Raw genomic sequence first — 14,312 nt, 5'->3', positions numbered from 1 at the left:
GATCTAGACGCTCGCTAACCCCGGCACCTGGGATTGCGCATACTCGATCAGCACCTCGCGCAATGCCTGAGCAGCGGCCGACAACTTGTGATCGGCGAGCATCATCAGGCCAATCGGGCGTTCAATCGTCGGCCCCACTAGCGCAATGCAATGCGCGCCCAGTTCATGCATCTGCTGAATACACAATGAAGGCACTGCGCTGACGCCCAGACCGCTGGCAACCATGCGGCCAATGGTTGACAACTGATGGCTTTCGAACGCAACAGACAACTTGCCATGCTGCGCTTGTAAATGATGCTCAAGCAGCAAACGCACGGCCGATGGGCGCTGCAAGGCGATGAAGTCTTCCTGCAAAAGCGCTTGCCAGGTGACTTCCTTACGTTGTGCCAATGGTGAATCCTGCGGCACCACTGCAACGAAGCGGTCGGTATAGAACGGCGTGAAGACCAGTGAGTTGCTGGACTCGGGTTCAAAACCGATGCCCAGTTCAACCCGCCGATGACGGACCATTTCCAGCACTTCTTCGTTAATCAGGTCATGAACGGCTACATTGACTCGTGGGTAGCGACTGCGGAACACCTTGAGCGCGCCGGGCAGCAAGTTACCGGCAAACGACGGCATGGCGGCCACCGATACTTTTCCCAATTGCAAGGTGAAGCGCTGGCGCAGCAATTCTTCAGCGTTGTCCCAGTCAGCCAGCAGTTGCCGGGCCAGCGGCAGCAGGGTTTCACCTTCGGGCGTAAGGCTGACCGTTCGCGTGGTGCGGCTGAGCAACTGCCCACCCAGGTCATCCTCCAGACTTTTAATGGTCAGGCTCAGCGCAGGTTGCGAAACATGGAGCCGCTCACCCGCCTGGGCAAAGCTTAAATGCTGTGCGACGGCCAGAAACGCCCTTAACTGTTTGACGTTCATATATTTGCTTTTCTTATTAATCGATCAGAAAAACAAAATTAACAAATCACTGCCTCCGAGAGAAGATGTCGCAACGCTCCCCGACGGCCGGACCGTCGACCACAACTATAAAAGGCGGATCATCATGGCTGGACTCGACAAGCGAGTGGCGACTTATCAGGAAGCCCTCGCCGGGCTGACCGACAACATGACGGTGTTATGCGGTGGCTTCGGCCTATGTGGCATACCCGAAAATCTTATTGCTGAAATCAAACGCATGGGCGTCAAGGGCCTGACTGTTGTTTCCAACAACTGCGGTGTCGATGGCTTTGGTCTGGGCATACTCCTCGAAGATCGCCAGATTCGTAAGATGGTCTCCTCCTACGTAGGCGAAAACGCGCTGTTCGAACGCCAGTTACTCAGCGGAGAGCTGGAAGTCGAACTCACCCCCCAAGGTACTCTCGCCGAAAAAATGCGCGCAGGCGGTGCGGGTATCCCGGCGTTCTATACCGCGACGGGCTATGGCACGCCGGTGGCCGAAGGCAAGGAAACTCGCCAGTTCAATGGCCGCAACGTCATCCTTGAGGAAGCCATTACTGGCGACTTCGCCATCGTCAAAGGCTGGAAAGCCGACCATTTCGGCAATGTGATCTATCGTCATACCGCACAGAACTTCAATCCGGTGGTGGCAACCGCGGGCAAGATAACGGTGGTCGAAGTCGAAGAGATCGTTGAACCGGGTGTGCTGTTGCCTTCGCAGATCCATACGCCGGGTATTTATGTTGACCGGGTCATTCTCGGCACTTTCGAGAAGCGTATCGAGCAGCGCACCGTCAGAAAAGCCTGACGTCATTCTGCTTCCGAATGCTGTCTTGTACAGCCAACGGCATAAAACAACAAAGAGATCAGACCATGGCACTGTCCCGCGAACAAATGGCTCAACGGGTTGCACGCGAACTTAAAGATGGCTACTACGTGAACCTCGGCATCGGCATTCCGACGCTGGTGGCCAACTATGTCCCCACCGACATCGACGTCATGCTTCAGTCGGAAAACGGCCTGCTGGGCATGGGCGAATTCCCCACCGAAGAAACCATTGATGCCGACATGATCAACGCCGGCAAGCAGACCGTGACGGCCCGCGTCGGCGCATCGATTTTTGACTCATCCCAATCCTTCGCAATGATCCGTGGCGGCCATGTGGACCTCACCGTTCTGGGCGCTTTCGAAGTCGATGTGGAAGGCAATATCGCGTCGTGGATGATCCCCGGCAAACTGGTCAAAGGCATGGGCGGTGCCATGGATCTGGTGGCCGGTGCCGACAATATCATCGTCACCATGACCCACGCGTCCAAGGACGGCGAGTCGAAACTACTCCCCCGTTGCAGCCTGCCACTGACCGGCGCTGGCTGCATTCGCAAGGTGCTGACTGACCTGGCCTACCTGGAAATCGAAAACGGTGCTTTTATTCTGCGCGAACGTGCACCGGGCGTAAGCGTTGAAGAAATCATCGCCAAGACCGCCGGTAAATTGATCGTGCCTGATGATGTGGTCGAGATGCATTTCTGACTGGGATCAATAGTCCCTTGTAGGAGCTGCCGAAGGCTGCGATAGCAGTGTGTCAGAGATGCCGTTTTCGCAGCCTTCGGCAGCTCCTACAAAAGCCACGCGTTACAGATTCAACCCCAATAATAAATACAAGAGGACAACCCCTGTGGCCGCCGATATCGAAGATAGCCGCTCAGCCCGCTTTGCCCTGCGTTGCGCCAAATGGGCGGAACGCTGGTTTCCTGACTCCTGGGTGTTTGCTGCACTGGCGGTAGTCATCGTCACGGTGGCGACCCTGGCCATAGGCGCCAGGCCTGCCGACGCCGCCAAAGCCTTCGGTGACGGGTTCTGGAGCTTGATTCCCTTCACCATGCAAATGGCCTTCGTGGTCATCGGCGGTTACGTGGTGGCCAGCTCGCCTCCTGCGGTAAAGCTCATTGACCGGCTGGCACGCATCCCCAAAAACGGTCGTTCGGCAGTGGCCTGGGTTGCGCTGATTTCCATGGTCGCCTCGCTGCTCAACTGGGGCCTGTCCCTGGTATTCGGCGGTTTGCTGGTCCGCGCCCTCGCCCGCCGTACCGACCTGCGCATGGACTATCGCGCAGCGGGTGCGGCGGCCTATCTGGGGCTCGGCGCCGTGTGGGCGTTGGGTCTGTCATCCTCCGCGGCACAGTTGCAAGCCAACCCCGGCAGCCTGCCGCCGTCTATTCTGGCTATCACTGGTGTTATCCCGTTCACCGAAACCATTTTCCTCTGGCAGTCCGGCGTGCTGCTGGCGGCGCTGGTCGTGGTATCGCTGGTAGTGGCTTATGCAACGGCTCCGGGCCCGAACAGCGCTAAAGATGCCCAAGCCTGCGGCGTCGATCCGTCGTTCAGCATGCCCGCGTTACCTGCACGTACCCGCCCGGGCGAATGGCTGGAATACAGTCCACTGCTGATCATTCTGATGGTGCTGCTGGCGTCCGGATGGATCTTCAACGAGTTTTCCACCAAGCCGGCCATTACCGCGATTTCCGGTCTGAATACGTATAACTTCCTGTTCATCATGGTCGGCGCGCTGCTGCACTGGCGTCCACGCAGCTTTCTTGATGCAGTGACTCGGGCAGTGCCCACCACCACGGGTGTGCTGATCCAGTTCCCGCTGTACGGTTCGATCGCAGCATTGATGACAACCGTAAAGGGTACGGACGCACAGACCCTGGCGCATCACATCTCGACGTTCTTCACCAGCATCGCGTCCCACGACACCTACGCGCTGCTGATGGGCGTGTACTCGGCAGTCCTGGGTTTCTTCATCCCGTCGGGCGGCGGCAAGTGGATCATAGAAGCGCCGTATGTGATGCAAGTGGCCAACGACCTCGAGTATCACCTGGGCTGGGCCGTGCAGATCTACAACGCCGCCGAAGCGCTGCCGAACCTGATCAACCCGTTCTACATGCTGCCGCTGCTGGGCGTACTGGGTTTGAAGGCCCGGGACTTGATCGGCTTCTCGTTCGTGCAATTGCTGGTGCACACACCGCTGGTGTTGTTCCTGCTGTGGATTCTGGGCTCGACCCTGGCGTACATACCGCCGATGCATCCGTAAACCTGTTTACAGCCGTTTGAATTGAAGAGCATTTGCTGCAGGGGCTGACCTGGCTCTATGTGGGAGCCGGGCTTGCCCGCGATGCAGGCGATGCGGTGTATCAGAAAGATCGCCATCGCAGCCTTCGGCAGCTCCTGGTTCGTGTTTGCCTAAGACATTTGAATTCAGGCTGAACAACTACCGTCATAATCCAGTACGGCAACCTTGGCCAACAGCTCACGCAACTCACAGGACTGCTGCTGGCCCAGGGACTTTTCGAAACACTGCTGGGCTTGTTCCCACAGCGCCTGGGACTCCAGCAGTTTGTCGACGCCGGACTGCGTCAAGCGCACGCGTCGGCTGCGTTTGTCTTGCGGGTCGACATCCACCGAGATCAGCCCCTCTCGCTCCAGTGGCTTGAGGTTTTGCGCCAGCGCCGAGCGATCAATCACCAGAATCGCCGCCAGCTCAGTCACTGCCGGTGCCTGATTGCGCGCCACCTGCATCAGAATCGAACGCTGTGTCGAGCGCAGACCGCAGGGCGCCAGAACCGCGTCGTACAACTGGGAAATACGCCGGGTCGCCTTGCGCAGGCTGGTTGCATGACACAGCACTCGCGGTGCAATCCGAAGGCTGTCGGGGATCTGCAACGCAACGACTGGCGTCGGACTCTGGCTCATATAGGTTCCTGCAGATACGTCTATCAAGGAGCTGCCTTGGGCAATGCTGGCATATCCCCGTGCTCAGCAACAGCCAACACCCACGCGTTCACGGCATCAGGCTCGCTCATGAATCCCGTCCAGCCGTCCACGGCCTATGACCGCACCGTCGATGGCTTTGAGCAACTGATTGCGATTGGGTGGACTGTCGAAGTGCAGCTGTCGATCCAGTGCCAGCAGTTGAAAGCTGTATCGATGCGGACCATGACCGATAAGAGGCTGCGGACCGATGTAGGTCGCGCCGCCAAACGTGTTACGTCCCAAGGTGAGCAGGCCACGTGACGCGCTGCTTAACGCCCCGACAGGCAGCCCGTTGAGCTGCGGCGAAATGCCGACGGCAATCGCATGCACGAACGCAAAGGGTATTGGCGCATCAGCATCCTCAATGATCAGCACCAACTCTTTTGTGCCGGTCGGCAGCCCTTCCCACGAAAGTGGCGGCGAAAGATTACCGCCCTTGGCCGAGCCGACATGGGACAGCGGAATCTGCGCCATGGAGGCGAACGCCGGGCTGTGCACGTCGATAACCACCGGCGAAAACGCTACGGCCTTGTGGTTCCAGATCAGCTTGTTTTCGGTGGCACCGCGGCCGCGCAACGCACGCCCCAGAAGACGGCTGAGCATCCTGACGATCCTTCTCTGAATATGAAACAGGACGATAGCCCGCCGAGGGGATTTAAAAAAGTCATTCGCGCTGGTTCAACGAGAAAGGAGATGCGGCACATAAAGGAAACCGGAGCAATCGGCACTGTGGGAGAAACCATGTTTGCCCGCAAGCTGACTGACGACGTGGGACCGGCTTTAGCCGGGAAGGGGCTGGGACAGACGATGAATCTTCATCGGCAGAAATACCGCCTTCCCGGCTAAAGCCGGTCCCACGTCATCAGTGATTCCTGTGTGAGCGTCTCCAGTTGTTCTGGCCTCTTCCCGACTAAAACCGCTCTCACGAGGCTGTGTGAAAACTACGGCGGTAGTGCTTTCAGGCGACAGGGTCGCCGATATTGGTTTCGAGGATATCCAGCGTCAACGGAACGATGACTTTTTGATCACTGATAAGTGGCTCTTTGAGCTTGCAGCAAGAAACATAGGCCCACCAATCCTGACCGAACGTCACCGAGTTATTGATCCCTACAGTGTTCCCATTGGGCGCAATGATCGAAATATTGTCCATCACACCCGTTTTTAAAACACTTGAAGTCAGCGCGCGCCCATCGCACAGGACCTTCCATTCGACAGATGAACTCCCGGAAGGAGCGACATAATAATCAATGGACTGCTGACTCATGGTCAGCGAGCTGTATTGCGATCGTTTCTCGGTGACAAGATCATTAAAAAAACCTTTAAAATCAATAAACATGTCATGTTGAGCTTTAATCTGATAGCTGGTGTGCCCGTCGTCAAACTGGCGACAAATAAACCAGAATTGCTGACGAGGGGTTGCCGCAGTGCCGCCTCGGGGCATCGTGGTCGCACTCAGGTATCTTTGTTCTTCAGTGCCCTGAAAATAAACCTGTCGCTCCATTGCTTGCCAATCGTAGTCAGGTATGGCCGCGGCGTCAGACGAGCCTAAACTGGACGTGATTTTTGAGAAATCAAAATAAGCGGTTCTGTTTTTATAGTAAAGCCGCACGGTGGCCCTGAACGACAACTCGTTAATTATAGTAGCCATCACGATTCTCCTTGTTAATCGTGCACTAACAAGTCTTGAGTCTAATACCGTCTACTCAACCGGAAAACTGTCAGAAATGACAGTTTTGGAAACATCTTAGCGTTAATGAATTGCCGTTTAATTCGCTTTGCTATAAAGCGTTCTTTGACGTGTGTATCAGCGCCTCCAGGCCACATCAAGCTTCATGGTGCGGCCTGCGTTTATTGATTGAAGACGCCCATCAGCGCTTTCCGGTCAACCACGCACCGGCGTCAGCACCGGTTTACCCGCAAAAAACGCCTGCAGGTTATCCGCCACCCTCTGCACTGTCGCTTCGGATGCCTCCGGCGACAAGCCGCCTACATGCGGCGTCAGTACCACGTTGTCGAGCGCCTTCAGGGCCTCGGGAACCCGCGGTTCATCGTCAAAGACATCCAGCGCCGCACCGGCAATTCGCCGCTGCTGCAGGGCATCAACCAATGCAGCAGTATCAATTACACTGGCCCGGGCGATGTTGACCACGAAGCCCTGCGGACCCAGAGCATCAAGGGCCTGACTGTCGATCAGGTGCTGAGTGCCGCCGCCACCCGGCGTGGCGATAATCAGAAAGTCCGAGACACGGGCCAGTTCGAGCGGGGTTGCGCAATAGTCGAAATCCACATCGGTGCGCTGCCTGCGATTGTGATAATTCACGAGCATGCCAAAACCCGCTGCACGTCGGGCGATGGCCAGGCCGACCGAGCCAAGCCCGAGAATGCCGAGGCGCTTGCCCTCGAACGAAGGGCGCGTGACCTTGCGCCACTCGCCGCGACGCACCGACGCGTCCGCCTGAGGGATATCCCGCACGATGGATAACAACAGCGACATCGCATGATCGGCCACCGTCGGTGCATTGACCCCCGCGCCGTTAGTGACCGGGATACCCCGTGCTTCAGCTGCAGCCAGGTCAACGTGCTCATAGCCTGCGCCCAGTACGCAGATGATCTGCAAATGCGGCAGCGCGGCAATTTCATCTGCGTAAAGCCCCAGCGGTCCTCGGGTCAGCACTACAGTGATCTCCTCACTGCGTGTGGCAATGGCTTCAGCTCGCGTTGCGGGGGTCGGCGCCAGAATCAGTCGATAACCGTTGTTTTCGAGGATGGGTAGGTACTCGTTGACGCTCTCGACCAGCACCAGAACTGTGGTTGTCATGCAGGGCTCCGGAAACGATGGAAAAAACGGACAGTAACCTGAGTCAGGATCTCACTCCAGCACTGTCAACGGCATGCCGACTTCGATGATGCCCGGTCCGTCATTGACCATGTTCTGCCCGAACCAGACATCCCCTTCCCGCTCTCGATAGGTCTTCAGGGTGGTCAATGGTTCGCGATCCCCGTTGCGCTCGCCGGTGGCGGGATCGATGGTGGTGAGGATGCAACGCGTGCATCCCTTGAGCAGGCGAAACTCGATGTCGCCAATCCGAATACGCTTCCAGCCATCTTCAGCAAACGCCTCAGCCCCCTCCACCACCAGGTTTGGCCGGAAGCGCAACATTTCCTGTGGACGGCCGATCTTCGCCGAAAGATCGTCGAGAGATGCCTGACCGATCAGCAACAGCGGGAAGCCGTCGGCGAACCCGACCCGCTTTTCGTCCACACCAAGACCGCCGGGCAACATGCGCGCGCGGTCAGCCGGGACATGCACCATGCGGGTCGGTTTGCCAATGAAATCGCTGACCCAGCGAGCGGCCTCGTCACCGGCATCCGGGACGCGCAACGTATCGCGCCACACCGTAACGCCGCGCAAAGACTGTTCGATATTTTGCGGGACAGGAATATCCAGTGCCGCAAAGCCTGGTGCCTGGAGGGTCACGCCACCTTCGGCGCTCAACAGCGCTGACAGTTGCGACATGTGAGGCAAGGCGCGCTGGGTCAGAAAACGCCCGCTGGCTTCGTCCACCAGCATCCAGCGTCGATCCCCGGTCATTCCCAACTCGTCAAAGGACGCCTGCTGAAGGACTTCAGCCTTGCCGGATTTGAGAGGGAAACGATAGAGCGCGCTGAGATGCAACATGGCCTGTTCCTTGTACGGCTGAAATCGCCAGAATCATGAAGGCCACAAGCTTATACGAACTTGTCCGTTGCGAGACATGGCAATGCAAGCCAGTGCGCAGATCAATGCTGCGCCTGGCTCGCTCGTCGGGTTGGGTCGTCGTTGAACTGCGATCAGCCCTGAGCCTCGTTCAGCCCTGAGCCTTGTTCAACCCTGAACCATGATCAAACGTTCACGAACCACGTCGACCAGTTTGTCGGGCTGGAACTTGGAGAGGAAGTTGTCGCAGCCAACTTTCTTCACCATGGATTCGTTGAAGCTGCCGGACAGCGAGGTATGCAACACCACATACAATTCGCGCAAACGTGGATCGTTACGGATTTCAGTGGTCAGGCGGTAACCATCCATTTCCGGCATTTCCGCGTCGGTAAACACCATCAACAGTTTCTCGGTCATGACTTCACCGCTGTCGGCCCAGGCTTTGAGCATATTCAATGCTTTAAGACCGTCGCTGGCCACATGCAGCTTCAGGCCCAACTGAGACAGGGTGTCACGCAATTGGCTGAGTGCGACCTTGGAGTCATCCACCAACAGGATTTCACGGCCTACCGCAGCGGCAAGCACAGGGTCCTCAAGTTTTTCGCTGGATACCTTGGCGTTGTACGGCACGATTTCGGCGAGAACTTTTTCCACGTCGATGACTTCAACCAGTTGATCGTCGACTTTACTGATTGCTGTCAGGTAATGCTGACGGCCAGCGCTGGCAGGCGGTGGCATGATTGCATCCCAGTTCATGTTGACGATGCGATCAACACCTCCCACCAGGAAGGCCTGAACCGAGCGATTGTATTCGGTCACGATAATGGTGCTGTTCGGCCCCGGTACCAGCGGCTTCATCCCGATGGCCTGGGACAGGTCGATCACCGGCAGAGTCTGGCCGCGCAGGTTGACCACGCCACACACAAACGAGTGACGTTGTGGCATCAACGTCAGTTTAGGCAGTTGCAGAACTTCCTGAACCTTGAAAACGTTGATCGCAAACAGCTGCCGACCCGCCAGGCGAAACATGAGGATTTCAAGGCGGTTCTCGCCCACCAGTTGTGTGCGTTGATCTACTGAGTCGAGAATGCCAGCCATTTCTTGCTCCTGAAGCGTGGGTCACAGTGAGTCTGCGAAGTTGTTATCGGCTGAAAACAGCGGGACTTAAAGGCGATGAAAGGTTAAATACACATTTGATATCACTTTAACATCATGATTTACTGATCTGCGAATGACAGACGTTTATTCCGACCAGTAACAGCCCTTTATCGCTTCTTCCGCAGGCGACGGGCCTTCCGCACCCTAGGGGTAACCCCTAGACCCCCTCGGGGCGGACCTGATTTGCGCGTCTCGACTTAGCCATTAATGTGACACCATTCTCATATTTTGAATGGAGTTGAGTTCTTGGTTGCGTCGCGGCCCACCTCAAAAAGCCTGCCGTCTCTATTCGCCGCAGGCGGCGAATGCATTGCCGCGCCCGCTCCAACCGCCTCTCTCGCCAGCGTTACTCATTCAATCGAAACATTCGCCACACCCCTTTCCATTTCGAAACAATCAGAAGCGGCCTACAGACTTTCACTTCACATCCACATTAACGTTCCGCAGTGCGCGCCGGGTACTACACTGGAGCGATCCATGATCTATGGAGATACCCATGCTGAACGGTAAAGAGTGGCAACAGACCCACCCCGATTTCTTTGATGAATCCCAATTGCTGCTGGGCACCTGCCAGGAATGCCTCGCGCACCTGGAAATGATTAGCAATGATCAGGATGCCGTCGAGTGCCTGCTCCGCACTCTGTTCAAACTCTCCGAAACCGCTGATAACGCGCTGATCCCGAGCACTGCCGATTTCGCTCGTCAGTTACGCGGCATGCTGAGTGTCGCCTACCCGACTATCCGCCTGACCGACGATGCCCTTCAGACGCTTGAAAACTGCCTGACTCTTCTGGCCTGGCAACTCGAGTTGATCGATCCTCATACCGGGCAATTGCTGCTGGATGACACCGAGCAAAAAGAACTGCTGGGGCAGCTTGCCTATACCTGCGGCCTGGAAGCGTCCGAACCGGTTCAGGAACAACTCCGGTCATGACCTGAGACGCGGGCCTATGACTGGCCCCGACGCGCCGATGGATGACGAGTAACAGCACGCCTATCCCATAAAAAGCCTCGTCGCTGCACTGTAAAAACACAGCATGCCTGGACTGTTCGTGGCCATTCCGCGCGCGTCAGTGCAATAAGGCCTGCCAGCCTTGTCAACTACCCGGTGTAAAGTCAGGCAGCTCGTTCAAAGTTTGAACATTGAGGTAAGATCACGACCCGAAGCATTATTGACGCAATCGTGGCGGCACAGGATGTGCGATAAGACCTGCAAGACGAGACAAAAATAATGAATCAAGGCAGTCAACATTCAGTGACGTGCCCAACATTGACCTGGCATCCTCAATGGCAGGTTGTTCCGCAGTGACCACCCGATGGCTCCATCGCTATGCACGCCCGTACCAGTATTTCCAGATATCGGTTGCCGAATAACAGAAGCATTCTCTGGCTGAATGCCATTCTGTGCATCGGTGCAGCAATCGGTAATTGTGCGCTATATCTGACGTCCGACGATTTCCCTGTCGCCCTGCTGCTGCTTAATCTCGTGACCTTCGCCAGCGTCTGGCAGGCCCGGTTGCGCTATGGCCGTTCGATTCGTTTTCAGCCGCAGGAACTGGCCGATCACATGTTGCAGGTTCAGGAGAACGAACGGCATCGCCTGAGCCGCGAACTGCATGACGACATTGGCCAGATGCTCACTGCTGCAAAGCTGCAATCGGAATGGCTGCGCCGCCGTCTGCCTGCCGAACTGCTCGAACACAGCGCGCAACTCAACAACACCCTTGACGAAACCCTGGCCAAGGTCCGCGATGTATCGGCGATCCTGCACCCTCGCCAGCTCACCAGCCTGGGCCTGGAAGCCAGTATTCGCGGGCATCTGCTGCGCACGCTGGCGGACAGTCAGGTGCGCTGGAGCCTGGAGTGCAAGCAGCAACTGTCCGGCATTCCGGAAGAGATGACGGTTGCTGCGTTTCGCATAACCCAGGAAGCGGTGACCAATATGTTGCGCCACGCCCAGGCGAACAATCTGCTGGTTCGCCTGCGACGCCTGCCGCAAGGTCTGGAACTGCATATCAGCGACGACGGCGTCGGCTTTTCACCCGCAGCGGACCCGGCCCGTGAGGGGCAGCGAGGCATGGCCGGCATGGCTGAGCGGGTGGCTCTTCTCAACGGTACATGGACGATACGCAGCGAACCCGGCGACGGCACGCGTATCGATGTGCTGTTGCCCTGGATACCGCGCGCTCATGAACGAGCAAACATAGACAAGAAGGCTAGATGACCTGCACATTGCTGTTGATTGACGATCACTCATTGATCAGAGCTGGCGTTCGCGCGCTGGTAGCCGACATTCCGGGCTATTCGGTGATTGGCGAGGCTTGCGACGGCGCGCAACTGAGCGCACTGGCTACCGAGTTGAACCCCGACATCATCCTGCTGGATATCTCCATGAAGGATGTCGACGGCCTCGACGCCCTGAAAGAATTGCGGAGTACCTTGCCGGACAGCAAGGTGCTGATCCTGTCCATGCACAGCGACCCGACGCGGATCATGCGCGCGCTGGAAGCGGGTGCCCACGGATACTTGCTCAAGGACGCCGCAGCGACTGAACTGGAGCAGGCGTTACTGGCGTTGAGCAGTGGTGAACGTTACCTGAGCCCGGCGATTGCCCATACGGTGATCAATCAGGCGTTGATCAGTGTTCAGGCGCGCAAGCACGAAACGCCACAAAACCATAATCTGACGGCTCGGCAGCTGGAGATTCTGCGCTTGATCGTGCGTGGCAAGTCGACTCGGGAAATTGCCGGTGGGCTGGGGCTGAGTATCAAGACCGTGGAAACCCACCGGGCTCAGGTCATGAAGCGTCTGCAGATCCATGACGTGGCCGGGCTGGTTCTGTTTTGTGTGCGGGAAGGGATTATCAGTCTGGATGATTGATGGTTGCTTTTAGGTGTCTGCACGTCTTTCTTGTCTTGTGTGCATATCCATTACCGCAGTTATGGCTTCACTTGGTTACGCTTTTACAGCGCGTCACTTTTGAACATCCGGAAGCCGGCCCAGACAAAAGTAACCAAAACGCTCATGCCCCCCCACTTGGTGCCTCGCCTGAGCTCGGCATGCCCGCCCGCAGATCCTGAACCGTGGGCCGCCGCAACGGGCCATCCATGGCCCAATGCGGCTAACCCGGCGTCCTGCCACTCTTCAACTCAAGAGCGCCCCACGGTTCAGAATCTGCGTTCGGCCAGCGTGGTTTAACGGGGCGCTTAAGATCAAAATCAAAAGCGCGGCGGCCTGATAGCCGACCTGTTTGTGTAAATTTACCGACCTTCTGGAGCACGCCCTACGCCCCTGACACAACGCTGTCGCGCAGCAAACTCGGTTCATGTGGGAGCGGTGCTTGCCCGCGATAAAAGCGACGCGGTCTGAAGGATACACCGCGGTGTTCTTATCGCGGGCAAGCACCGCTCCCACAAAAAACCGCGTGTATCCAGGATCTGCTTTAGATTTTGATCTTAAGCGCCCCGTTAAACCACGCCGGCCGGAATTGGATATTGCTGCGTGGGGCAATGTCGGATTACGGGCATGCCGAGCCCAGGCGAGGCACCAAGTGGTGGGGCATGAGCGTTTTGGTTACTTTTGTCTGGGCCGGCTTCCGGATGTTCAAAAGTGACGCGCTGTAAAAGCGCAACCAATATCAGCCATCACCACAAAACGGATATGTACACAAACAATACTTAAGCAGACACCCGAGGCACCTGCCCAAACAACTCAGACCCCACTGGCAAGTGAACCTTCAAAGCCGCCTGCCGCGCCGAGAAACGCAGGTTCTCCCCGGACAGTGGCTCACCATCCAGATTGATGTCCAGCCCCTGCGCCGACTTGAGTTCGACCCATGGCAGCCGCGCGCGGATGAACATATTGTCGATACCCAATCCGCCTTCCAGCAAACTTCTGAGCGTGCCAACCACTTCCTGCGGCGCTGGCAGAATACTGATGTCCAGCAAACCGTCATCGACCAGCGCCGATGGACACAACACATGCCCGCCGCCCGCCTGACGCCCGTTACCGATGCCCAGCGCGAGCAAGTCGCCGCTCCAGTGGAAATCAGGTCCGCTCAGCTCCCCATAGGCAGAGCTCAGCTCGCTGAACCGCGTCAGGCCGGTGAAAAGGTAAGCCGCGCCACCCAACACCTTTTTCAAATCCTCAGACGTATTAGCTGTCACCTGGCTGCCAAAGCCGCCGGTAGCCATGTTCAAAAACACCTTGCCGTTCACCTCACCCAGGTCCACCGGGCGGGCAGGCACGTCCAGCAGATCGAGTGCAGCATCCGGCTCCAGCGGAACACCGGCAGCCCGGGCGAAGTCATTGGCAGTGCCCAGCGGCATAATGGTCAGCTCAGCGTCGGTGTCAGCATTGGCCAGCGCTTCGGTGACGTCGCGCAGGGTTCCATCACCGCCGCCCGCAATAATTTGCGTATGCCCTGCTGCCAGCGCCTCACTGACAAGCCGTTGAGCATCGCCGCCCTCCCACGTCAGACGGACGTCGAGTTCCCAGCCCTCGCCACGCTTTCGGGTCACGGCTTCACGCACTTCTTCGTTGAGTGCCTGCTTGCCATGCAAAATCAAAAATGCCCGTCGTGTCATTGCTACTCGCTCCCCTGAGTTCATGCGCACTATGTTGACCGCAACAGACAGAAAAAAGCCCGTCTGAAACGAATAATTTTTTAACGCCTCCAGCGAGACTGGCGATCCCCCCGGAAACGTTAGATCGA

General features: G+C 57.2%; 14 protein-coding genes. 6 read left to right on the top strand and 8 right to left on the bottom strand.

Annotated features, from left to right (window positions below):
- Positions 1-3: 3 nt before the first annotated feature.
- Positions 4-912 carry a LysR family transcriptional regulator gene (locus CKW31_RS12910; protein WP_095095328.1) on the bottom strand — a complete coding sequence of 303 codons (909 nt, stop codon included), beginning with the start codon at positions 910-912 and terminating at the stop codon, positions 4-6.
- Between the two features lie 124 nt (positions 913-1,036).
- Between CKW31_RS12910 and CKW31_RS12905 the strand changes: the two genes are divergently transcribed.
- The 3 genes from CKW31_RS12905 to CKW31_RS12895 all read left to right on the top strand — a co-directional run bounded on the left by CKW31_RS12905 (position 1,037) and on the right by CKW31_RS12895 (position 4,024).
- A complete protein-coding gene (locus CKW31_RS12905) occupies positions 1,037-1,738 on the top strand; it encodes a CoA transferase subunit A (RefSeq protein ID WP_027902715.1) in 702 nt (233 codons plus the stop codon).
- Between the two features lie 65 nt (positions 1,739-1,803).
- Entirely contained in the window at positions 1,804-2,460 is a 657-nt protein-coding gene (locus tag CKW31_RS12900) for a CoA transferase subunit B (protein ID WP_095095322.1), read from the top strand.
- A 145-nt stretch (positions 2,461-2,605) separates the two neighbouring features.
- The gene (locus CKW31_RS12895) at positions 2,606-4,024 is read left to right on the top strand and encodes a short-chain fatty acid transporter (RefSeq protein WP_095095319.1); all 1,419 of its coding nucleotides are present in this window, start codon (positions 2,606-2,608) and stop codon (positions 4,022-4,024) included.
- A gap of 164 nt (positions 4,025-4,188) precedes the next feature.
- On the opposite strand, the gene CKW31_RS12890 is transcribed toward CKW31_RS12895, so the two are convergent.
- The 6 genes from CKW31_RS12890 to CKW31_RS12865 all read right to left on the bottom strand — a co-directional run bounded on the left by CKW31_RS12890 (position 4,189) and on the right by CKW31_RS12865 (position 9,538).
- Positions 4,189-4,683: a MarR family winged helix-turn-helix transcriptional regulator gene (locus tag CKW31_RS12890; RefSeq protein ID WP_095095313.1), complete on the bottom strand. Its 495-nt coding sequence runs from the start codon at positions 4,681-4,683 to the stop codon at positions 4,189-4,191.
- Positions 4,684-4,779: 96 nt separating this feature from the next.
- Positions 4,780-5,346 (bottom strand): YbhB/YbcL family Raf kinase inhibitor-like protein, encoded by a 567-nt coding sequence (locus tag CKW31_RS12885; protein WP_095095309.1) that lies wholly within the window; start codon positions 5,344-5,346, stop codon positions 4,780-4,782.
- A gap of 355 nt (positions 5,347-5,701) precedes the next feature.
- Entirely contained in the window at positions 5,702-6,391 is a 690-nt protein-coding gene (locus tag CKW31_RS12880; RefSeq protein WP_095095305.1) for a hypothetical protein, read from the bottom strand.
- A 234-nt stretch (positions 6,392-6,625) separates the two neighbouring features.
- The gene (locus CKW31_RS12875; protein WP_095095302.1) at positions 6,626-7,561 is read right to left on the bottom strand and encodes a 2-hydroxyacid dehydrogenase; all 936 of its coding nucleotides are present in this window, start codon (positions 7,559-7,561) and stop codon (positions 6,626-6,628) included.
- Positions 7,562-7,612: 51 nt separating this feature from the next.
- Positions 7,613-8,422 carry an MOSC domain-containing protein gene (locus CKW31_RS12870; RefSeq protein ID WP_095095298.1) on the bottom strand — a complete coding sequence of 270 codons (810 nt, stop codon included), beginning with the start codon at positions 8,420-8,422 and terminating at the stop codon, positions 7,613-7,615.
- A gap of 186 nt (positions 8,423-8,608) precedes the next feature.
- Positions 8,609-9,538, bottom strand: a complete 930-nt coding sequence (locus CKW31_RS12865) for a chemotaxis protein CheV (protein WP_027898954.1) — start codon at positions 9,536-9,538, stop codon at positions 8,609-8,611.
- 556 nt (positions 9,539-10,094) lie between these two features.
- On the opposite strand from CKW31_RS12865, the gene CKW31_RS12860 reads away from it, so the two are divergent.
- From CKW31_RS12860 to CKW31_RS12850, 3 genes are all read left to right on the top strand, one after another.
- The gene (locus tag CKW31_RS12860; protein ID WP_095095293.1) at positions 10,095-10,532 is read left to right on the top strand and encodes a hypothetical protein; all 438 of its coding nucleotides are present in this window, start codon (positions 10,095-10,097) and stop codon (positions 10,530-10,532) included.
- A gap of 396 nt (positions 10,533-10,928) precedes the next feature.
- Positions 10,929-11,822 carry a sensor histidine kinase gene (locus CKW31_RS12855; RefSeq protein ID WP_095095290.1) on the top strand — a complete coding sequence of 298 codons (894 nt, stop codon included), beginning with the start codon at positions 10,929-10,931 and terminating at the stop codon, positions 11,820-11,822.
- A complete protein-coding gene (locus CKW31_RS12850) occupies positions 11,819-12,478 on the top strand; it encodes a response regulator transcription factor (protein ID WP_095095287.1) in 660 nt (219 codons plus the stop codon). The genes CKW31_RS12855 and CKW31_RS12850 overlap by 4 nt, the downstream gene beginning before the upstream one ends.
- A 797-nt stretch (positions 12,479-13,275) precedes the next feature.
- On the opposite strand, the gene yegS is transcribed toward CKW31_RS12850, so the two are convergent.
- On the bottom strand, positions 13,276-14,184 hold the full coding sequence (gene yegS, locus CKW31_RS12845; RefSeq protein WP_095095284.1) for a lipid kinase YegS: 909 nt from the start codon (positions 14,182-14,184) through the stop codon (positions 13,276-13,278).
- Positions 14,185-14,312: the final 128 nt, after the last annotated feature.

This window comes from Pseudomonas sp. Irchel 3A5 (assembly GCF_900187575.1).
GTDB lineage: Bacteria > Pseudomonadota > Gammaproteobacteria > Pseudomonadales > Pseudomonadaceae > Aquipseudomonas > Aquipseudomonas folii.
Note: the sequence above shows the minus strand (reverse complement) of the source record. Positions and strands in the feature narration are given on the sequence as shown.